This window comes from Pseudomonas sp. ChxA (assembly GCF_030263855.1).
In the GTDB taxonomy this organism is placed as follows: domain Bacteria; phylum Pseudomonadota; class Gammaproteobacteria; order Pseudomonadales; family Pseudomonadaceae; genus Aquipseudomonas; species Aquipseudomonas fluorescens_CB.
This window is the reverse complement of the sequence record NZ_JARPMK010000001.1, coordinates 4,255,654-4,280,121: the sequence shown is the minus strand read 5'-3', so window position 1 is coordinate 4,280,121 and position 24,468 is coordinate 4,255,654. Positions and strand designations below refer to the sequence as shown.

The 24,468-nt window shown below is 64.9% G+C and carries 2 protein-coding genes; both read left to right on the top strand.

All coding sequences use genetic code 11. From position 1 onward, the window contains the following. Positions 1–131 precede the first annotated feature (131 nt). A complete protein-coding gene (locus P5706_RS18935) occupies positions 132–13,037 on the top strand; it encodes a non-ribosomal peptide synthetase (protein ID WP_285680856.1) in 12,906 nt (4,301 codons plus the stop codon). Further along, complete coding sequence (locus P5706_RS18930; protein ID WP_285680854.1) at positions 13,034–24,370, top strand: non-ribosomal peptide synthetase; 11,337 nt, start codon at positions 13,034–13,036, stop codon at positions 24,368–24,370. Before P5706_RS18935 ends, P5706_RS18930 begins: the two co-directional genes overlap by 4 nt. The last annotated feature ends 98 nt before the right edge of the window (positions 24,371–24,468 follow it).

The window sequence follows — 24,468 nt, the reverse complement described above, 5'->3', positions numbered from 1 at the left end:
AAGCCTGCCGGAAGCCACTCCAGGCCCCCGGCTGCGCCCGCGATTTTTTCCGGCGCCCAGCACACCCGATTCAAACGGCAGCTGAATACGGACGTTCTCCTCAACCGTGACTTACCAGGCAGGTTACCCCCATGCAGTTCAGTGAATTATTGGCAGCGATTTCCACCCGTGCGATCCGTCTGCAACTGGAAGAAGGCGACCTGATTATCCTCGGCGATGACGATGCCCTGGACGATGTGCTGTGGGATCAACTGATCGCGCACAAACCCCGACTGCTTGCCTTTGTGGCTGAACACGGCGGTGACTGGCTCAGCCCGGCCTACCGCATTACCCCGGACATGCTGGCCCTGGTCACGCTCGACCAGCCGGCCATCGACCGCATTGTCGCCGCCATCCCCGGTGGCGCGGCGAATGTGCAGGATATCTACCCGCTGGCGCCGCTGCAGGAAGGCATGCTGTACCACCACCTGTCGGCGCAGCAGGGTGACCCCTACGTGTTGCACGCGCAGTTTGTATTCGACAGCCGCGCGCGCCTCGATGCGTTTGCCCAGGCGCTGCAATGGGTGATCGACCGCCACGATATCCTGCGCACTTCCATGGCCTGGGAGCGTCTGGACGAACCGTTGCAAGTGGTGTGGCGCAAGGCGACCCTGGCCTGCGAAGAAGCCCATTTTGCCGACGGCGACCGCCTGGCGCAGTTGCTCGCCCGCTATGACGCCCGCAGCTACCGCATGGACCTGGGCCAGGCACCGTTGCTGCGCCTGGTGTTCGCCAATGACCCGGCCAACCAGCGCGTGGTGGCGATGCTGTTGTTCCACCACACCATCCTCGACCACACCGCGCTGGATGTGGTGCGCCATGAGATCCAACTGTATCTGGCCGGTGAGCAAGCCCTGGCGGCCGAGCCGGTGGCGTTTCGCAGCTATATCGCCCAGGTGCGCCATGGCGTCAGCGAACAGGCGCATGAGGCGTTCTTTCGCGAGATGCTGGCGGATATCGATGCACCGACCTTGCCCTTCGGCCTGCAGGATGTGCAAGGCGATGGGCACGGCATCGATGAAGTGCGTGTGCCCGTCGACAGCAGCCTGAGCCGCCGCCTGCGCAGCTTGGCGCGGCCGTTGGGCGTCAGCGTGGCGAGCATCATGCACCTGGCCCTGGCGCGCGTGCTGGGCGTGGTCTCCGGGCGCGATGCCGTGGTGTTCGGCACGGTGATGCTTGGCCGCATGGGCGCCGGCGATGGCGGTGAACGCGCGCTGGGTATGTTTATCAACACCTTGCCGTTGCGCGTGGATGTCGGCGAGCAGGGCGTGCGCGCCGGGGTCAAGGCCATCCACGAACGCCTCACCGCCTTGCTCAATCACGAACATGCATCCCTGGCGTTGGCCCAGCGTTGCAGCGGTGTGGCGGCGCCGACGCCGCTGTTCAGTGCGATGCTCAACTACCGTCACAGTGCCGCCACCGACATGGCGGCGGTGATCGAGGTGGCCGAAGGCATCCAGGTGCTGGGCGCCGAAGAGCGCACTAACTACCCGCTGACAGTCAACATCGACGACCTGGGTGAAGACTTTGCGCTGACGGTGATGGTCGATGCGTCCATCGGCGCGCAACGGGTCGCCGGTTACCTGCACACAGCCCTGCACAGCCTGGCCGAGGCCCTGGAACAGCGACCGGATATGCCGCTCTGCGGCCTGAACATCCTGCCTGACACCGAACGTCACCATCTGCTGCACAGCCTCAATCAAAGCCCCGCGCACTACAGCGACACCGACCTGATCCACGCGCAAGTCGAAGCCCACGCCGCCGCTCAACCTAACGCCATCGCCCTGCGTTTTGACACCCAGCGCATCACCTACCGCCAACTCAACGAACGCGCCAACCAGGTCGCCCACCGCCTGCTGGCCCAGGGCATTCGTCCCGATGATCGCGTGGCCATCTGCGTCGAGCGTGGTCCGGAGATGATCATCGGCCTGCTGGGTATCCTCAAGGCCGGCGCCGGTTATGTGCCCATCGACCCGGCTTACCCGCTGGAACGCATCGCCTATACCCTGGCCGATAGCGCGCCATTGGCGGTGTTGGTGCAAGCCAACACCCAGCATCTGGTCGGTGATTTGACCCGCATAGACCTCAACAGCCTGCGCGCAGAGTCCATCGTCAACCCGCGCGTTGCGCTCAGCCCGGCCAACCTTGCCTATGTGATCTACACCTCCGGCTCCACCGGCCTGCCCAAAGGCGTGATGATCGAACACCGCCAAGTGGCGCGGCTGTTCACCGCCACCGAGCATTGGTTTGGCTTTAACGCCAACGATGTGTGGGCGCTGTTCCATTCCTTCGCGTTCGATTTCTCGGTGTGGGAAATCTGGGGCGCGCTGATGCACGGCGGCCAGTTGCTGATCGTGCCGCAACTGGTCAGCCGCTCGCCGGATGAGTGCTACGCGCTGATCTGCGACGCCGGTGTGAGCATCCTCAACCAGACGCCCAGTGCGTTTCGGCAGTTGATCGCGGCCCAGAGCGCCCAGGCGCATTCCTTGCGCCAGGTTATTTTCGGCGGCGAAGCCCTGGAACCGGGCATGCTCAAACCGTGGTACGCCCGCGCCATCAACGCCGGCACCCAGCTGGTCAACATGTATGGCATCACCGAAACCACCGTGCACGTGACCTACCGCGCCCTGGAAGCGGCGGATGCGCAGTTGGTCGGCGTCAGCCCGATTGGTCTGCGCATTCCCGACCTGCAGCTGTATGTGCTGGATGCGCGCCGTGAGCCGTTACCCATGGGTGTGGTCGGCGAGTTGTACGTCGGCGGCGCCGGTGTGGCGCGCGGTTACCTCAACCGTGATCAGCTGAATGCCGAGCGCTTCCTGGCCGACCCGGCCACCGGCCTGCGCATGTACAAGACCGGTGACCTCGGCCGCCTGCTGGCCGATGGCAGCGTCGACTACCTGGGCCGTAACGATGACCAGGTGAAGATCCGCGGTTTCCGCATTGAACTGGGTGAAATCGAAGCCACTCTGGCCAGCGCCGACGGCGTACGTGACGCCGTGGTCATCGCCCGTGAAGACGAGCCGGGTGACAAACGTTTGGTGGCCTACGTGATCGCCGAGCGTGAACTCGGCGCCGCCGAACTGCGTGACCATCTGTTGCAGAGCCTGGCCGAATACATGGTGCCCAGCGCCTTCGTGCTGCTGGACCAGTTCCCGCTGACCACCAACGGCAAACTCGACCGCAAAGCCTTGCCCGCGCCGGATGCCGACGCCCTCGCGCGGCGTGACTATGCCGCCCCGCAAGGCGCGGTGGAAAGCACCCTCGCCGGCATCTGGCAGTCGCTGTTGAAACTCGACAAAGTCGGGCGTGACGACAACTTCTTCGAGCTGGGCGGCCATTCGCTGCTGGCGGTCAAGCTGATCGAACGCATGCGCCAGGTGGAGTTGAGCTGCGACGTGCGCGTGCTGTTCGGCCAACCTACGTTGCGCGCACTCGCCGCTGCGGTGGGCGGGCAGCAGGAAGTGCAGGTGCCGGCCAATCGGATCACGGCGACGAGCGAACACATCAGCCCCGACATGCTGCCGCTGGTGGCGCTGGACCAGGCCGCCATCGATCATATCCTCAAGCACGTGCCCGGTGGCATCGCCAACGTGCAGGACATCTACGGCCTGGCGCCGTTGCAGGCCGGCATCCTGTATCACCACCTGGCAACCACCGAGGGCGACCCCTACGTGTTGCAGGTGCAGTTCAATTTTGCCGACCAAACGGCGGTGGACGCGTTTACCCACGCCTTGCACAGTGTGATCGAGCGTAACGATATCCTGCGCACCGGTATTCTGTGGGAAGGCCTGGATGAGCCGGTGCAAGTGGTGTTGCGCAAGGCGCAGCTGCAGGTCGAGCGCCTCGACGTGCCAGCCGATGATGCGCTGGCGCAGCTGCAACAGCGCTTCGACCCACGCCATTTCCGCCTCGACCTGAGCCGCGCGTCGCTGATGCATTTCGGTTATGCGCAACAGCAGGATGGCTTCGCAGGCATCCTGCTGCTGCACCATATCCTGCTCGACCACACCGCCCTGCAGGTGTTGGTGGAGGAGATGAGCGCCAGCCTGGCCGGCCACAGCGCGCAACTGCCGCCGGCGGTGCAATACCGCAATTACGTGGCCCAGGCGCGTTTGGGCGTGACCCAGGCGCAACACGAAGCCTTCTTCAGCGACATGCTCGGCGATATCGACGAACCCACGCTGGCGTTCGGTTTGCAGGATGTGAACGGCGACGGCAGCGGCATCGTCGAGGCGCATTTGCCGCTGGCTGGGGCACTGGGTCAGGGCTTGCGCGAGCAAGCGCGGCAGCTGGGTGTCAGCAGCGCCAGCCTGGTACACCTGGCTTGGGCGCAGGTGCTGGCCCAAGTTTCCGGCCAGCAGGATGTAGTGTTCGGCACCGTACTGCTGGGGCGCATGCAAGGCGGCGAGGGCGCCGACCGGGCGCTGGGTATGTTCATCAACACCTTGCCGCTGCGCGTCAGCCTGGGCGCCACCAGCGTGCAGGCCGGCGTGCGCGCCACCCATGCGCGCCTGGCGCAGTTGCTTGGGCACGAGCACGCTTCGCTGTCCCTGGCCCAGCGTTGCAGCGGCGTACCGGGCTCGTTGCCGCTGTTCAGTACCTTGCTCAACTATCGCCACAGTGCCGCGGACGAGGCACCGGGAGACAGCCCGTTTGCCACCCACGGTATCGAGATTCTCAGTTCCCAGGAGCGCAGCAACTACCCGCTGGTGCTCAACGTCGATGACCTCGGCACAGGCTTTGCGCTGACCGTACAAGGCGTGGCCAGCCTGGATGTGCAGCGCGTGGGCGAGTACATGCTCACCGCGCTCAGCCACCTGGTGACCGCACTGCAACAAGCGCCGACCACCGCCTTGCAGGCAGTGTCGATTTTGCCGGCGGCCGAGCGTCACCAGCTATTGGTCGAGTTCAACGCCACCGCACGCGCCTACCCCTCGCAACTCACCGTACACCAGCTGTTCGAGGCCCAGGCCTTGGCCCGTCCGGATGCCGTGGCGGCGGTGCAGGGCGCGTTGTCCTTGAGCTACCGCGACCTCAACCGCCGCGCCAACCGCCTGGCCCATCACCTGATCAACCAGGGTGTGCAACCGGGTGAAAGCGTGGCGATGGCGTTGCCTCGCTCGCTGGATTTGCTGGTCAGCCAACTGGCGATCCTCAAGTGCGCGGCGGTGTATGTGCCGCTGGACGTCAACGCGCCGCTCGAACGCCAAGCCTTTATGGTGCAGGACAGCGGTGCGCGCCTGGTGCTCACGACCTTGGCCGACCTCAACCTGGAGAGCCTGTCGCCGCGCAACCCGGAGCTTGCGCAGTCTTCGGACGACGTGGCGTACATCATGTACACCTCCGGCTCCACCGGCGCGCCCAAAGGCGTGCAAGTGCCGCACCGGGCAATCTCGCGGCTGGTGCTTAACAACGGCTATGCCGAGTTCAACGAGCGCGACCGCGTGGCCTTCGCCTCCAACCCGGCGTTCGATGCCAGCACCCTCGACTTGTGGGCGCCGTTGCTCAATGGCGGTTGCGTGGTGGTGGTCGAGCATGCGGTGCTGCTGTCCCAGGCCGCATTTGCCGGGCTGTTGCAGGAGCAGGCCGTGAGCGTGCTGTGGATGACCGCAGGCTTGTTCCATCAATACGCCGACGCGTTGCTGCCGGTGCTGCGCCAGTTGCGCTACCTGATCGTCGGCGGCGATGTGCTCGACCCGCTGGTGATTGGCCGCGTGCTCAAGCACGGCAAGCCGCAACACCTGTTGAACGGCTACGGGCCGACCGAAGCCACTACCTTCTCGACCACCTTTGAAATCACCACGCCGGGCGCGGGCGCCGTGCCGATTGGCCGGCCCATCGCGAATGCCCAGGCCTACGTGTTGGATGCGCGCCAGCAGCCGCTGCCGTTGGGTGTGGTCGGCGAGCTGTACATCGGCGGTGCGGGCGTGGCCAAGGGGTACTTGAACCAGCCGCAACTGACCGCCGAAAAATTCATCCCCAACCCGTTCGGCGAAGGCCTGCTGTACCGCACCGGCGACCTCGCCAGCTGGCAGGCCGACGGCACCTTGCTGTACCAGGGGCGCAATGACTTACAGGTGAAAATCCGTGGTTTCCGCATCGAGCCCGGCGAAATCGAAACCTGCCTGGCGGCCTTCCCAGGCGTGCGCGACGCTGTGGTACTGGCCCGCGAAGACGAGCCCGGCGACAAACGCCTGGTGGCTTATTACACCGCCCAGGCCCCGTTGGAAATCGAAGCGCTGCGCGCCCATCTGCAAGGCCAGTTGCCCGACTATATGGTGCCATCGGCCTTTGTGTGGCTGGAGCTATTACCGCTTACCGCCAATGGCAAACTGGACCGCAAAGGCCTGCCGGTGCCGGACCAAAGTGCGCTGCTCAGCCGTGGCTACGAAGCCCCGGAAGGTGAAGTGGAAACCGTGCTGGCGCAGATCTGGCAGGACGTGCTCAAGCTCGAACGCGTCGGGCGCCATGATCATTTCTTCGAGTTGGGCGGGCATTCGTTGCTGGCGGTCAGCCTGATCGAGCGCATGCGCCAGGTCGGCCTGAGCGCTGACGTGCGCGTGCTGTTCAGCCAGCCAAGCCTGGCGGCACTCGCGGCGGCAGTCGGCAGCGGGCGTGAAATTGTGGTGCCGGCCAATGGCATTGCGCCGGGCTGCACGCAAATCACGCCGTCGATGCTGACCCTGGTGCAGCTCGACCAGCCAGCAATCGAACGCATCGTTGCCAACGTGCCCGGCGGTGCGGCCAATGTGCAGGATATCTACCCGCTCGCGCCGTTGCAGGAAGGCATTCTTTATCACCACATCAGCGCCGAACAGGGCGACCCGTACTTGCTGCAATCGCGCATGGCGTTCGACAGCCTGGCGCGTTTGCACGGCTTTATGGGCGCACTGCAACAGGTGGTGGCACGGCATGACATCCTGCGCACCGGCGTGGTCTGGGAAGGGTTGGACAGCCCGGTGCAAGTGGTCTGGCGCGACGCGCAACTGAGTGTGCAGGAGGTGATCCTGGATCCGGCCGAGGGCGGCATCATCGAGCAATTGCACGCACGTTTCGATGCCCGTCATTACCGCCTGGACATTACCCAGGCGCCGCTGCTGCGCATGGTTTACGCCCAGGACCCGGCGAATAACCGAGTCGCAGCGATCCTGCTGTTTCACCACCTGGCGCTGGACCATACGGCCATGGAAGTGGTGGGCCAGGAGATGCGCGCGTTTCTGTTCAACCAGGCGGACGCACTGCCGGTGGCGGCGCCGTTTCGCAACTACGTGGCCCAGGCACGCCTGGGCGTGAGCGTGGCCGAGCATGAGCAGTTCTTCAGCGCCATGCTCGCCGATGTGGACGAACCGACCCTGCCGTTTGGCGTGCAGGACGTGCAGGGCGATGGCCGCGATATCGAAGAGGCCGAGCAGCACCTGGACGCGGCGCTGGCCGTGCGTGTGCGCGAACAGGCGCGCCGGTTGGGTGTGAGTGCGGCGAGCTTGATGCACTTGGCCTGGGCGCAGGTGCTGGGGCTGGTGTCCGGGCGCGATGACGTGGTGTTCGGCACTGTATTGATGGGCCGCATGCAAGCGGGTGAGGGCGCCGATAGGGCGCTGGGCATGTTCATCAACACCTTGCCGCTGCGGGTGAATGTCGCGGCGGGCGCCGCTGTGGCGGTCAAGGCCACCCATTCACGCTTGAGCGCCTTGCTCGGGCACGAACACGCGTCGCTGGCGCTGGCCCAGCGTTGCAGCGGCGTGCCGACCAGCGTGCCGCTGTTCAGTGCTTTGCTCAATTTTCGCCACAGTAGCCTCGGCGAAATGGCCCGCGATGGCCACGGCATCTGGGAAGGCGTGCAACTGCTGGGCGGTGAAGAGCGCAGCAACTACCCGCTGACCTTGAGCGTGGATGATTTTGGCGCAGGCTTTGGCCTCAGTGTGCTGGCGCTGCCGCAGATCGGCGCCCAGCGCCTGTGCGGCTATATGCATAACGCCGTGGAGCAACTGGTCGAGGCCTTGGAAAATGCTGCCGATACCGCGCTCAACCGCCTGCCGATACTGCCGTCGGCCGAACGCGAGACCCTGTTGCGCGAATTCAACGCAACGGCTGCGGACTTCCCCACCGGGCACACCCTGCACGGTGCCTTCGAAGCCCAGGTCGAACGCCAGCCCCACGCGATTGCGGTGCAGCAGGGCGAACGGTCGCTGACCTACCAGCAGCTTAATCAGCGCGCCAACCAACTGGCCCATCACCTGCTCGCGCTCGGCGTACAGCCGGACGACCGCGTGGCGATCTGCTGCCGCCGTGGCCCGCAGATGCTGATCGGGCTGTTGGGCATACTCAAGGCCGGCGCCGGTTATGTGCCGATCGACCCGGCTTACCCTGCCGAGCGCATCGCCTATCTGTTGCAGGACAGTGCGCCGGTGGCCGTGCTGGCCGAGCCCAGTACGCAAGCGTTGCTGGGGGCATTCGCCACAGTCGACCTGCTGGGCGAAAGCTGGCAGCACCACGCGGTCAGCAATCCCCAGCTCGCAGCGCTGATCCCGGCGCACCTGGCCTACGTGATCTACACCTCCGGCTCCACCGGCCAGCCCAAAGGCGTGATGGTGGAACACCGCAACGTGGAAAACCTGGTGCACTGGCACTGCGAAGCCTTCGGCCTGGATGCGCGCAGCCACACCAGCAGTGTCGCCGGTTTTGGCTTCGACGCCATGGCCTGGGAAGTCTGGCCGGCGCTGTGTGCCGGTGCGACCCTGCATTTGCCACCTGCCAGCGTCGGCAATGAAAACATCGACGAACTGCTGGCCTGGTGGCTGGCGCAGCCGCTGGACGTCAGTTTCCTGCCCACGCCTGTGGCCGAATACGCCTTCAGCCAGCACCTGCAACACCCGACCTTGCGCATCCTGCTGATTGGCGGCGACCGCCTGCGCCAGTTCACCCAGGAGCGACGTTTTGCGCTGATCAACAACTACGGGCCGACCGAGGCCACGGTGGTCGCCACCTCCGGCCGTGTCCGCGCCGGCCAGGCGCTGCATATCGGCCGGCCAGTGGCGAATGCCAGCACCTACTTGCTCGATGCACAACTGCGCCCTGTGCCGGTGGGCGTGGCCGGTGAGCTGTATGTGGGCGGCAGCGGCGTGGCGCGCGGTTACCTGAACCGCGCGGACCTGACCGCCGAACGCTTCCTGCAAGACCCGTTCAACCCTGGGCGCATGTACCGCACCGGCGACCTGGCGCGCTGGTTGCCCGACGGCAATATCGAATACCTGGGCCGTAACGATGATCAGGTCAAGGTGCGTGGCGTGCGCGTGGAGCTGGGCGAGATCGAAAGCCGCCTGGCCGCACTCGAAGGCGTGGCTGAAGCGGTAGTGCTGGTGCGCGAAGGGCGCTTGATTGCCTGGTTCACTGAGCACCAGCCGCTGGCGATCGAAACCCTGCGCGCACAACTGCAGGCGCAACTGCCCGACGCCCTGGTGCCTGCCGCTTACGTGAGGCTTGACGCGTTGCCCCTGACCGCCAACGGCAAGCTGGACCGCAAGGCGTTGCCGGAACCTGACCAAAGCGCGTTGTTGAACCGTGTTTATGAAGCGCCTCAGGGCGAGGTGGAAACGACGCTGGCGCAGATTTGGGCCGAGGTGTTGCAGGTGGAGAAAGTCGGTCGCCACGACCATTTCTTCGAACTCGGCGGCCATTCGTTGCTGGCCGTGAGCCTCATCGAACGCATGCGTCAAGTGAACCTTAGCGCTGATGTGCGCGTACTGTTCAGCCAGCCGACCCTGGCCGCGCTGGCGGCTGCCATGGGCAGTGGCCGCGAAGTGCAGGTGCCAGCCAACCGGATCGCAGCCGATTGCCTGCGCATCACGCCGGATATGCTGCCCTTGGTTGATATCGACCAGTCGACCCTCGATCAAGTTGTCAGCCGCATCCCCGGCGGTGCCGCCAACGTGCAGGATATTTATCCGCTGGCGCCGTTGCAGGAGGGCATTCTTTACCACTACCTCACCGCCGAGCAGGGCGACCCGTACCTGCTGCAATCGCACCTGGCCTTCGACAGCCTCGAGCGTCTGCAGGCCTTCGCCCAGGCGCTGCAGCAGGTGATCAACCGCCATGACATCCTGCGCACCGGCGTGGTCTGGGAAGGTCTTGCGCAACCGCTGCAAGTGGTGTGGCGCCAGGCCCGATTGCCGCTTGAAGAGCTGCAGTTGCAGGGCGATGTACTCGCCGGCCTGCACGAACGTTTTGATGCACGGCGTTACCGCCTGGACATCAGCCAGGCGCCGCTGATCTGCCTCAAGTACGCCAAGGACCCGGCCAACCAGCGCGTGGTGGTGGTGTTGCTCTATCACCATATTGCGCTGGACCACACCGCGTTCGACGTGGTGCTGCGTGAGATGCAAGGGCACTTGTTGGGGCACGCCGCCCCGACGGCGGCGCCGATGCCGTATCGCAACTATGTGGCCCAGGCGCGATTGGGTGTCAGTGAGCAGGAGCACGAGGCGTTCTTTCGCGAGATGCTTGCCGATGTCGATGAGCCGACCTTGCCGTTCGGCTTGCAGGACGTGCGCGGCGACGGCAACGCGATTCAGGAATACAGCCTGCACCTGGACAGCGACCTCAACCGCCGCCTGCGCGCCCAGGCGCGGTTGCTCGGCGTGAGCACCGCAAGCCTGTTCCACCTGGCCTGGGGCCAAGTGTTGGCGGCCACTTCGGGGCGTCACAGCGTGGTGTTCGGCACCGTGCTGGTCGGCCGTCTGCAAGGCGGCGAGGGTGCCGACCGCGCCCTTGGGGTGTTTATCAATACTTTGCCGCTGCGCCTGGATATCGACGCGCAAGGCGCACGCGATGCGGTGCGGGCCACCCACACGCGGCTCACCGCGTTGCTCGGCCATGAGCACGCGTCCCTGGCGCTGGCCCAGCGTTGCAGTGGGGTGGCGGCCCCGGCGCCGTTGTTCAGCTCGATGCTCAACTATCGCCATCGCGGCGCCGCGACGCGTTCTGCCGAAGCGCAACACGCCTGGGAAGGCATGCAGACGTTGGTCAACGATGGCCGCACCAACTACCCGCTGACCCTCAACGTGGATGACTTGGGCGATGGTTATGATGTCACCGCCCTGGCGCAGATTGACGCGCAACGGGTGTGTGGTTACCTGCAGAACGCCTTGGCCGGGCTGGTCGAAGCCTTGGAGCAGGCGCCGCACCAGGCGCTCAATCGCCTGCCGATCCTGGGCGCCGAGGAACGCCAGAAACTGCTGGTAGCGTTCAACGCCACCGAGGTCGATTACAACCTCGACCAGACCCTGCACGGTCTGTTCGAGGCCCAGGTCGAACGCACCCCGGATGCGGTAGCGGTCAAGGCCGGCGACCAGCAGTTGACCTACCGGGCACTTAACGAGCGCGCCAACCGCCTGGCCCATCACCTGCGCGAACTCGGCGTGCAGCCGGATGCGCGCGTGGGTATCTGCGTCGAGCGTGGGCTGGACATGGTGGTCGGCCTGTTTGCGATCCTTAAGGCCGGTGGCGGTTATGTGCCGCTGGACCCAGCGTATCCACTCGAACGCATCGCTTACATGCTGCAAGACAGCGCACCGGTGGTGGTGCTGGCGCAAGGCGCGACCCGCCAGTTGTTGGGCGACGTGCCAGTGCTGGACCTGGATCACCTCACCTGGCAACACCAGAGCGCGAGCAACCCGCAGGTGCCAGGCCTTACCGCCCGGCACCAGGCCTATGTGATCTACACCTCCGGCTCCACCGGCCAGCCCAAAGGCGTGATCAACGAACACGCCGGCGTGGTCAACCGCTTGCTGTGGATGCAGGACGCGTATGGCCTCAAGGCCCATGACGCGGTGCTGCAGAAAACCCCGTTCAGCTTCGACGTGTCGGTGTGGGAATTCTTCTGGCCGCTGTTTACCGGCGCACGGTTGGTGATGGCGCGCCCGGGCGGGCATAAAGAGCCGGAGTACCTGTGCGAGGTGATCGAGGCTGAACAGATCACCACCTTGCACTTCGTGCCGTCGATGCTCGATGTGTTCCTGGCCCATGGCGATGTCAGCCAGGCCATAGGGCTGGTGCGGGTGATGTGCAGCGGCGAAGCCTTGCCGGGCAGCCTGGTGCGGCGCTTCAAAGCGCAACTGCCGGGGGTTGGCCTGTACAACCTATACGGCCCGACGGAAGCGGCGGTCGACGTTACTGCGTGGAACTGCGCGCGCCCCGACGTGCCGGACAACACGCCGATCGGCAAGCCGATCGCCAATACACGCCTGTACGTGCTGGACGCCCAGTTGCAGCCAGTGCCTTTGGGGGTGGTGGGTGAGTTGTTTATCGGCGGTGTGCAAGTGGCGCGCGGGTATCTGAACCGCCCGGAGCTGACCGCCGAACGTTTCCTCAAGAACCCGTTCACCGGCGGGCGCATGTACCGCACGGGCGACGTCGGTCGTTACCTGCCCGACGGCAATATCGAGTACCTGGGCCGCAACGATGATCAGGTGAAAATCCGTGGCCTGCGCATCGAGCTGGGCGAAATCCAGGCGCGCCTGCTGGAACATCCGCAGGTCAACGAGGCCGCCGTGGTCGCCCGCGAGGACCGTCTGGTGGCGTACTACACCGGCGCACACACCGACATCGACCGCTTGCGCGCCCACCTGTTGCAGCACTTGCCGGACTTTATGGTGCCCGCCGTGTTTGTGCACCTCGACGCATTGCCACTGAGCCCCAACGGCAAGCTCGACCGCAAGGCACTGCCGGTGCCGGGCATGGACGCGCTGAGTGTGCGCGAATACGCAGCGCCCGAAGGCGACACCGAAATCCTCATGGCGGCGCTGTGGGCCGAACTGCTCAACGTGGAGCGCGTTGGGCGCCATGACAACTTCTTTGAGCTGGGCGGGCACTCGCTGCTGGCCGTGAGCTTGATCGGACGCCTGCGCCAGGAAGGCCTGGAAGCGGATGTACGGGCGCTGTTCGAACAGCCGAGCCTGGCTGGCTACGCCGCCATTACCGAACGAATGGAGATCGTCCTGTGAGCATTTTTGAGTTATTGAGCACGTTGAAAACCAAGGACGTGCAACTGGCGCTCAAGGGCGAGCAGTTGTCGGTGCAAGGCAATAAACAAGCGCTGAGCGACCCGGCGATCCTGGCGGCGTTGCGCGAGCACAAAGCGGCCTTGATTGAACTGATCAAGGCCGGTGAATACTCGGCCTCCAAGGCCGGTGAAGTGCAGGTGCCGGCCAATGGCATTCCGACGGGTGCCGAGCACATCACCCCGGCGATGCTGAGCCTGTCGACGTTGAGCCAGGACGAGATCGAGCGCATCGTGGCCACGGTCGACGGCGGTGTGGCGAATATTCAGGACATTTATCCGCTGGCGCCGTTGCAGGAAGGCATTCTGTTCCACCACGTCAGCGCCGAGCAGGGCGATCCGTATGTGATGCAGTCGCAGTTCGCGTTTGACAGCCTGGAGCGTTTCGAGGCCTTCGCCCAAGCGTTGCAGAGCGTGATGGACCGCCACGATATCCTGCGCACCGGCGTGGTCTGGGACGGCTTGCAGCAACCTTCGCAAGTGGTATGGCGCCAGGCACGCCTGCCGGTGCAGGCGCTGCAATTGAACCCGGCTGACGGCGATATTGCCGCTCAACTGCACGGGCTGTTCGATGCCCGCCACTATCGCCTCGACGTGACCCAGGCGCCGCTGCTGCGCCTGGTACGGGCCGACGACCCACTGAACCAGCGCATTGTCGCAACCTTGCTGTTCCACCATATGGCCCTCGACCACAGCGCCCTCGAAGTGGTGTGCCATGAAATGCAGGCGTGCCTGCTGGGGCAGGGCGCGGCGCTTGGCCAGGCCGTGCCGTTTCGCAACTATGTGGCGCAGGCACGGTTGGGCATCAGTGAGCCGGAACACGAAGGTTTCTTCCGCCAGATGCTCGGCGACATCAGTGAGCCGACCTTGCCATACGGCTTGCAGGACGTGCAGGGCGATGCTCGTGGCATCAGCGAAGTCAGCCTGCCTTTGCCCGCAGCGCTGAGCCAACGGTTGCGCGCGCAAGCCCGGCAATTGGGCGTGAGTGCCGCCAGCCTGTTCCATATGGGCTGGGCGCAGGTGCTGGGTGTGCTGGCCGGTAAAGAGCAGGTGGTGTTCGGCACCGTATTGATGGGCCGCATGCAAGGCAGCCATGCCACGGATCGGGCGCTGGGTATTTTCATCAACACCTTGCCGTTTCGCGTGGACGTGGGCGCCCAGGACGTACGCGCCGGGGTCAAGGCCACCCACGCGCGGCTCACCACCTTGTTGCGCCATGAACACGCGCCGCTGGCCCTGGCCCAACGCTGCAGTGGGGTGGTGGCGCCGACGCCGCTGTTCAGCGCCTTGCTCAACTATCGCCACAGCGCCCCGGCCGCCAGCGCCGAAGCCGTGTCGGCCTGGCACGGGATCGCCGCGCTCAGCGCCGAAGAGCGCACCAACTACCCGCTGACCCTGAGTGTCGATGACCTGGGTGAAGGCTTTGGCCTGAGCCTGCTGGCCAGCCAGCGGGTCGACCCGCAGCGCGTGTGCAGCTACCTGCAAACCGCCCTGGAAAACCTGGTGACGGCGCTGGAGCAGGCACCGCACACCGCGCTCAATCAGCTGTCGGTGCTGCCCGCCGCCGAGCAACAGCTGCTGCTGGAACAGTTCAACGCCACCCAGGCCGATTTCCCCCAAGGCAGCACCTTGCACGGGCGCGTCGAAGCCCAGGCCGCGCTCACGCCGGACGCGATCGCCGCCGTGCAGCAGGGCCGCCAACTGACCTACGCCGAACTCAACCAGCAAGCCAACCTGCTGGCCCATCACCTGTTGGCGTTGGGGGTCAAACCCGATGACCGCGTGGCCATCGTCGCGCGCCGTGGCCTGGACACCCTGGCCGGGTTGCTGGCCATCCTCAAGGCCGGTGCCTGCTACGTGCCGGTCGACCCGTCGCACCCGGCCGAGCGCCTGAGCTACCTGCTGAGCGACAGCGCCCCGGTGGCGGTGCTGACCCAACAGGCATTGCTTGAGCGCTTGCCGGCGCTGGACGTGCCGGTGATCCAGCTGGACCGCTACACCTGGCAGCACCATTCAGCCAGCAATCCGAAAGCCGCCGTCAGCCCTTCGAACCTCGCCTATGTGATCTACACCTCCGGCTCCACCGGCCTGCCCAAAGGGGTAATGGTGGAGCACCACACGGTGGCCAACCTGGTGGACTGGCATTGTCGCGCCTTTGACCTGTGCGCCGGGCGCCACACCGCCAGTGTTGCCGGCTTTGGTTTTGATGCGATGGCCTGGGAAGTCTGGCCGGCGCTGTGTGTCGGCGCGACCTTGCACCTGCCGCCCGCCACGGACGGCGCCGAAGATATCGACGCGCTGCTGAGCTGGTGGTGCGCGCAGCCGCTGGACGTGTGCTTTTTGCCTACGCCGGTGGCCGAGTACGCGTTCAGCCAGCACATCGAACACCCTACGTTGCGCACCTTGCTCATCGGCGGTGACCGCCTGCGCCAGTTTGCGCGGGCACAGCGATTTGAGCTGATCAACAACTATGGCCCCACCGAAGCCACGGTGGTCGCCACCTCCGGCAAGGTCGAGGCAGGCCAGCCGTTGCATATCGGCAAACCGGTGGCCAATGCCACGGTGTATCTGCTCGATGAACAACAACGGCCGGTGCCATTGGGGGTAGCCGGTGAGCTGTACGTGGGCGGCAAGGGCGTGGCGCGCGGTTACCTCAACCGCCCGGAGCTGACCGCCGAGCGCTTCCTGCAAGACCCGTTCAACCCTGGGCGCATGTACCGCACCGGCGACTTGGCGCGCTGGTTGCCGGACGGCACGCTTGAATACCTGGGGCGCAACGATGATCAAGTGAAGATTCGCGGCGTGCGTATCGAGCTGGGCGAGATTGAAACCCAGCTCGGCCAACTGCCTGGGATTCAGGAAGCGGTGGTGCTGGTGCGTGAGGACCGCTTGGTCGCTTATTTCACCCAGAACCCACAACTCGACGCGCTGGCGGTCGGTGATATTCGTTCCCACCTGGTTGCGCATCTGCCGGACTACATGGTCCCGGTCGCCTATGTGAAGCTCGAGGCGTTGCCACTCACCGCCAACGGCAAGCTCGACCGCAAGGCGTTGCCGGCGCCGGACATGGCCGCGGTGTTTAGCCGCGAATACGCAGCGCCCGAGGGCGAGATCGAAAGCGTGCTCGCACAGATCTGGGCCGATGTGCTGCAGGTGCAGCGTGTCGGGCGGCATGACCATTTCTTCGAACTGGGCGGGCACTCGTTGCTGGCGATGCGCATGGTCTCGCAAGTGCGCCAGCGCCTGGGGGTGGAACTGGTGCTGGGCGACTTGTTTGCCAATGCAGAGCTGGCGGCGGTCGCTGAAGTGCTGGCGAAGTCGGCACGCAGCACCTTGCCGGATATCCTGCCGGCCAATCGTGATGAAGACGTGCCGCTGTCGTTCGCCCAGCAGCGCCTGTGGTTCCTGGCGCTGATGGAAGGCGCCAACACCGCCTACAACATTCCCATCGGCCTGCGTTTACGTGGCCAGTTGCATGTCGAGGCGCTGCAACGCGCGCTGGCGCGTATCGTCGCGCGCCACGAAACCTTGCGCAGCCGCTTTACCCAGCAGGGCGACCAAGCCCAGGTGCTGATCGTAGCGGCTGAAGACATGTTGCCCCTGCAAGTGCAGGATTTGCGCCGCCACCCGCAACCGCAACAGGCGCTGGATGCCTTGATTCATGGCGAAGCCTCGGCGCCGTTCGACCTGGAACGCGGCCCGTTGCTGCGTGGGCGCCTGGTGGTAATGGCCGACGATCACCATGTGCTGCTGTTGACCTTGCACCATATCGTTTCCGATGGCTGGTCGATGGGCGTGCTCACCCGTGAGTTGATGGCGTTGTATCAAGCCTTCAGCCACGGCATGCCTGACCCATTGCCAAGCCTGCCGATCCAGTACGGCGACTTTGCCGTGTGGCAGCGTTTATGGCTGAGCGGCGAAGTGTTGCAGCGCCAAAGCACCTATTGGCAACAGGCCCTGGCCGGTGCGCCGGCCTTGCTCACGCTGCCCACCGACCGCCCACGCCCTGTGCAGCAGGACTACGCCGGCAATAGCGTCGAAGTGCGCCTGGACGAACGCCTGACCGCTGGGCTCAAGGCCTTGAGCCAACGCCATGGCACCACGTTGTACATGACCTTGATGACGGCCTGGGCCTCACTGCTGGCGCGGCTCTCGGGGCAACTGGATGTGGTGATCGGCTCGCCGGTGGCCAACCGTACCCGCAGCGAGGTGGAAGGGTTGATCGGCCTGTTCGTCAACACCCTGGCGGTGCGCATCGACACCACGGGCGAGCTGAGCACCGAGGCCTTGCTGGCGCGGGTCAAGGCGCTGACGCTGGCGGCCCAGGCACATCAGGACTTGCCGTTCGAGCAGGTGGTGGAAATCACCCGGCCGTTGCGCAGCCTGGCCCACAGCCCAGTGTTCCAGACCTTGCTGAGCTGGCAGGACAGCAGCGCGCCGACCCTGGCCTTGGGTGACCTGGCCCTGGAAGGCATTGTCGAGAACAGCCACTTTGCCAAGTTCGACCTGTCGCTGAACCTGGGGGAAGTGCAGGGCAGCATTCTCGGCGCATTGGAATTTGCCGTGGCGCTGTTTGATGAGTCGACCGTGCAGCGTTATGCCGGTTATTTCATCCGCACCTTGCAGGCCATGGTCGATAACGACCAGGCGGTGCTGGAACACGCACCGTTGGTGGATGAGCGTGAGCGTCAGCACCTGCTGGTCGATTTCAACGCCACCGCAGTGGACTACAACCTCGACCAAACCCTGCACGGGATGTTTGAAGCGCAGGTAACGCGCACGCCGAACGCGATTGCAGTGAAGGCGGGCAAGCAGCAACTGACCTACGCCGAACTGAATGCGCAGGCTAACCAGTTGGCCCATCACCTGCTGGCGTTGGGCGTACAGCCGGCTTCGCGGGTGGCGATCTGCGTCGAGCGCGGCGTTTCAATGGTCGTTGGCCTGTATGCGATTCTCAAGGCTGGCGCGGCGTATGTGCCGCTGGACCCGGCCTATCCGCAGGAGCGCCTGGCCTACATGCTGCAAGACAGTGCGCCGCTGGTGGTGCTGGCCCAAGCTGCGACCCGTGGCTTGCTGGGCGAGGCGGCGGTGGTCGATCTGGACCAGCCAAGCTGGCAGCATCTGCCCGCAGGCAACCCGCACGTACAGAGCGTAAGCGCCTATGTGATCTACACCTCCGGTTCCACCGGCCAGCCCAAAGGCGTGATCAACGACCACGCCGGGGTGGTCAACCGCCTGCTGTGGATGCAGGACGAATATCGCCTCACGGCACAGGATTCGGTGCTGCAGAAAACCCCGTTTAGCTTTGACGTTTCGGTGTGGGAATTCTTCTGGCCATTGTTTACCGGCGCGCGCCTGGTGATGGCGCGCCCGGGCGGGCACAAAGAGCCCGAATACCTGTGCGAAGTGATCGAAGCCGAACAGATCACCACCTTGCACTTTGTGCCGTCGATGCTCGATGTGTTCCTGGCTCATGGCGATATCCGCCAGGCGGCCGGGCTGGTGCGGGTGATGTGCAGCGGCGAAGCCTTGCCGGGCAGCCTGGTGCGGCGCTTCAAGCAGCAGCTGCCGGGCAGCGAATTACATAACCTGTATGGGCCGACCGAAGCGGCCGTCGACGTCACTGCCTGGAACTGTGCCGGCCCGGTAACGCCGGACAACACGCCGATCGGCAAACCCATCGCCAACACGCGCATGTACCTGCTCGACAGCCAATTGCAACCGGTGCCGCTGGGCGTGGTGGGCGAGTTGTTTATCGCGGGCGTACAAGTCGCGCGCGGGTATCTGAACCGGCCGGAACTGACCGCCGAGCGTTTCCTTGACGACCCTTTCATGCCGGGGCGCATGTACCGCACCGGTGATGTCGGGCGTTACCAGCCGGACGGCAATATCGAGTACCTGGGGCGCAACGATGACCAAGTGAAGATCCGTGGTTTGCGCATCGAACTGGGTGAAATCCAGGCGCGGCTGCTCGAGTATCCGCAGGTTAACGAAGCCGCCGTGGTCGCCCGTGAAGAGCGGCTGGTGGCCTACTACACCGGCACGCCGAGCGAAATCGACGCACTGCGCAGCAATCTGCTGCGGCATCTGCCGGAGTTCATGGTGCCGGCGATTTTCGTGCATCTGCAGGCGTTGCCACTGAGCCCCAATGGCAAGCTCGACCGCAAGGCGCTGCCGGCGCCGGGCCTGGATTCAGTGGTGGTGCGCGAATACGAAGCGCCCCAGGGCGATACCGAAATGGCCTTGGCCAGCCTGTGGGCCGAACTGCTCAATGTTGAGCGCGTGGGCCGTCACGATAACTTCTTCGAACTGGGCGGGCATTCGCTGTTGGCCGTCAGTTTGATGGGGCGCATGCGCCGCCTGGGCTTGTCGGCGGATGTGAAGGTGCTGTTCGGCCAGCCGACGCTCTCGGTCTTGGCGGCGGCGCTGGGCGCTGGGCGCGAAGTGGCGGTGCCGGCCAATGGCATTGCCGAAGGCTGTACCCACATCAGCCCGGCTATGTTGCCCTTGGTCCAGTTGGACCAGGCCGCCGTCGACCGCATCGTCGCGTGCATTCCCGGCGGTGCGGCGAATGTGCAGGATATTTACCCGCTGGCGCCGCTGCAGGCCGGCATCCTGTATCACCATAGAGCAGTGCTTGAAGGCGATGCCTACCTGTTGCGGGCGCAATTTGCCTTCGACAACCGTCTGCGCCTGGACGCCTTTGCCCATGCATTGCAGGCGGTGATCCAGCGGCATGACATCCTGCGTTCCTCTTTCCATTGGGACGGCCTGGAGGAACCGGTGCAAGTGGTGTGGCGCGAAGCCTCGCTCAGCATTGAAACCGGTGCCGTGCCACAGCGCCTGAATCTTTCGCAAGCGCCGTTGATGCGGCTGATCTATACCGAGGAGCCGCAGCGCGTGGTTGCCACGTTGCTTTTCCATCATTTGGTGATGGACCACATCGCGCTGGACATCCTGCAGCATGAAATGCAGGCGTTCCTGCTCGGCACCCAGCACACGCTGGGCGCGGCCGTCCCGTATCGAACCTATGTGGCCCAGACGGTGGCCCAGACCCGCCTGGGCATTGACGACCACGAAACCTTCTTGCGCGAAATGCTCGGTGAAGTCGATGAGCCAACCGACGTCCAATACCTGGGCGTCGATGAACACGCGCATCTGGCCATCGACCCTCAGTTGAGCCAGCGCCTGCGCACCCAGGCCCGCCAGGCAGGCGTGAGTGCCGCCAGCCTTATGCACCTGGCCTGGGCGCAGGTGCTGGGCAAGGTCAGTGGCCGCGAACAGGTGGTGTTCGGCACCGTAATGCTTGGGCGCCTGCAAGGCGGCGAAGGCGCCGAGCGCGCGATGGGCGTGTTTATCAACACCTTGCCGCTGCGCGTCGACCTGGGCGAACACTCGGTACGCACCGCACTGCGCGCCACCCATGCGCGCCTGAGCCAATTGCTCAGCCATGAGCACGCGCCGCTGGCCTTGGCTCAGCAGTGCAGCGGCGTGCCAGTGGGTACGCCGTTGTTCAGCGTGCTGTTCAACTACCGCCACAGCGCGCCGCACAGTGGTGGTGTGGCCGAGGCATGGCAGGGGATTGCGCTGCTTGGCGCCGAGGAACAGACCAATTACGGGGTGTCGATGAGTGTCGATGACCTTGGTAAGGGTTTCAGCCTGACCGCCATGGGGCAGGGCGCCCGGCGGTTGTGTGATTACCTGAACATTGCCCTTGAGCAACTGGTTGAGGCGCTAGAGCAGCACAGTGATAGGGGCATCAGCCGCTTGCCAATCCTGCCGGCGGCCGAGCGTCAACAGCTGGCGGGTTTCAACGCCACCACCCGTGTGTTCCCCCGCGAGCACACGGTGCAGCGCCTATTCGAAGCCCAGGCCCAGGCACGGCCAGACGCGGTGGCTGCGTTGCACGCTGACGCGGTGCTGAGCTACGGCGAACTCAATACCCGCGCCAACCGCTTGGCCCATCACCTGATGAGCCTGGGTGTGCGCCCGACCGATAACGTCGCGATCCTGCTGCCGCGTTCCCTGGACCTGCTGGTCAGCCAACTGGCGATCCTCAAGTGCGCGGCGGCCTATGTACCGCTGGACATCAATGCGCCCGCCGAGCGCCAGGGCTTTATGTTGCAGGACAGCGGCGCGAGCTGGCTGTTGACCCGCAGTGACGCGACGCTTGAGTACCCGGCGCGGCGTCTGGACCTGGATACGTTGGCCTTGGACCCGCAACCGAGCCACAACCCCGACCTGTCGCAGTCCTCGGACAGCGTGGCGTACATCATGTACACCTCCGGCTCCACGGGTACGCCCAAGGGCGTATTGGTGCCCCATCGCGGCATCACGCGCTTGGTGCTCAACAACGGTTACGCCGACTTCAACGCCGCCGACCGCGTGGCGTTTGCCTCCAACCCGGCGTTCGACGCCAGCACCATGGACGTCTGGGGCGCACTGCTCAACGGCGGCCAGGTGCAGGTGATCGACCACGCCACCTTGCTCGACCCGGCTGCATTCGGCAGTGCGCTGCAAGGTGCGACGGTGCTGTTCGTGACCACCGCGCTGTTTAACCAGTATGTGCAGATGATCCCAGAGGCCCTGGCTGGTTTACGCATTTTGCTCTGCGGCGGTGAGCGTGCCGACCCGGCGGCGTTCCGCAGCTTGCTGGCGCAGGCGCCGGGTTTGCGCCTGGTGCATTGCTACGGGCCGACCGAAACCACCACCTATGCCACCACTTACGAGGTGCAGGCGATTGCCGCCATTGCTGACAGCGTGCCGGTCGGTCGGCCGATTTCCAATACGCAGATTCACGTGCTGGATGCGTACTTGCAGGCGCTGCCGGTGGGTGTGATGGGCGAAATCTGCATCGGTGGCGACGGCGTGGCCAAGGGCTATTTGAACCGGCCGGAGCTGACTGCCGAGAAGTTTGTCGACGACCCGTTCAACCCAGGCGCCTTGATGTACCGCACCGGCGACCTCGGCCGCTGGACGGCGGACGGCTTGCTGGAGTGCATCGGGCGTAACGATGACCAAGTGAAGATCCGCGGTTTCCGTATCGAGTTGGGCGAGATCGAAGCGCGCCTGGCGACCTTCGCCGCGATCCAGGACGTGGTGGTGCTGGCCCGTGAGGACGTGCCGGGCGACAAGCGTCTGGTGGCGTATTTCACCTGGGCTGGCGAGCCCGTAGACGTCGACAGTGTGCGTGCGCACCTGCACGGCCAGTTGCCGGACTACATGCTGCCGTCGGCCTATGTGCCGCTGGCGCAGTTGCCGCTCACGGCCAATGGCAAGATCGATCGCAAAGCCTTACCGGTTCCGGCGTTGGAGGCCTTGCTCAGCCGCGACTTCGAGGCGCCGGCCGATGCACTTGAACAGTCGCTCGCCGGCCTGTGGGCCGAGGTGTTGAAACTTGAGCAGGTGGGGCGTCACGACAGCTTCTTTGAGCTGGGCGGGCATTCCTTGCTGGCGATTCGATTGGTCAACCTGATGGAAGCAGCGGGCTTGCAGGTGTCGCTGGCCGAGCTGTTCCAGCACGTCAGCGTGGCCTCGGTGGCGGCGATGTTGCGCCAGCGCACCGGCGAGCCGGTGCGTGACACCGCGCTGATTACCGTGCGCAGCAGCGGTTCGCAGCCGCCGTTGTTTCTGGTGCATGAGTTCAGCGGCATGGACGTGTATTTCCCGGCGCTGGGTCAGCACTTGCCCGGCGACTATCCGATCTACGGCCTGCCGGGCGCGGCACTGGGCGAGCCGCACCTGAACACTATGGAAGGCTTGGCGGCGCGCATGGTCGGCCTGATCCGTCAGGTTCAGCCACACGGGCCTTACCGCGTGGCGGGCTGGTCGTTTGGCGGCGTGCTGGCCTATGAGGTGGCGATGCAATTGCTGGGGCTGGATGAGCCGGTGGCGTTCCTCGGTCTGATCGACAGCTACGTGCCGCGCATGACCGACCAAGGCAAGGCGCGTTGGAGTGGGCCGGATGCGCTTAAGCGGCATTTGCTGTTGCAGTGCACGGCGTATTGGAAAGCACAGGGAGGTGTGGATGAACTGGCGAGCCTTGAACAGCTTGAGGCGGGTATTGGACAGCTGGACTTTGCGGGTTTGCTGCAACGCTGTCGCGATCAAGGTCTGCTATACGCGCAAATGGCAGCGGCTACGGACGCGGATCTCTTGAGTTTTATCCAACGTGAAGTTGGCCACGGGCATGCGCTGGCGCACTACAGCCTGTTCCCGCTGCCGGTGCCGGTGCATCTGTTCAGTGCCCGCGAACGGCCGACCGAGCTGTCGCGGCGCAGTGAATCGCTGGGTTGGGAAGCCGCCTTGGCGCCTGGGCAATTGCGCCGGGTCGAGGTGCCTGGCGATCACCAGAGCATGATGCAGGCACCGCATATTCAAGGCTTGGGCGCGGCGATGGCTGAGGCCTTGGCTGTGAGTTCGCCGGTGAGGGAAGCGGTGCATCAACCGTTGCTGCGCATTCAGAGTGGGCGTGCAGGCCATGCGCCGGTGTTCTGTGTGCCGGGAGCGGGGGACAGCGTCACCGGGTTTGTGGGGTTGAGCGAGGCTCTCGGGCGCGACTGGCCGCTGTTCGGTTTGCAGCCGCGCGGGCTGGATGGCGAGGCGGTGCCCCACAGCCAGGTGGAAGCGGCAGCGCAGTGTTACCTGGCGGCGCTGGCGCAGGAGTGCCCGCGTGGGCCGGTGCATCTGGTCGGGCATTCATTTGGTGGCTGGGTCGCGCTGGAGATGGCGCTGCGCTTGCAGGCGATGGGCCGCGAGGTGGCGTCGTTGACGGTGATCGACAGTGAATCACCGGGCGGTGCGGGCAAGCCTTATTCGACCACGGCCGCGTTGTTGCGCTTGATTGAGGCCATGCAGTTGTCGGCGGGCAAGTCGCTGGGCATTGACCAGGTGGATTTTGCCGGGCGCGATGAGGTGGCGCAGCAGCAGTGGCTGCATGCGGGGATGGTGAGTGTGGGGTTGTTGCCGGGGCGTGCCAGTGTGGATGCGATGGCGGGGCCGGCGCGTACTTATGCGGCGGCGTTGCGCACGGTGTATCGGCCGGCGCAGCGGTTCAACGGGGTGGTGCGCTTGGTGCTGGCGCAGGATCCGGCGTTGGATGCGGCGGGTAATCAGCGTGAGCAGGGGTTGATGGTGGAAGGGTGGCGGCGCCAGGGGAGTGGGTTGCAGGTTTGGTATGGCGCGGGGAATCACTTTACGTTGCTTAAGGCGCCGAATGTTTTGGGGTTGGCGCAGTGGTGGCTTGAGGGGGTGGTGATTGGGGAGGTGGTGTCGTGAAGCGGCTGGTGTACATATCCGTTGCTGCGGTAACGGCTGCCTATGGTTCCGCTCTTACAGCGGGTCACTTTTGCAAGGACGCAAAAGTAACCAAAAGG

Coding starts and splice junctions, on each gene's coding strand:
- P5706_RS18935 (WP_285680856.1), top strand. CDS start 132: ATGCAGTTCAGTGAATTATTGGCAGCGATTTCCACCCGTGCGATCCGT.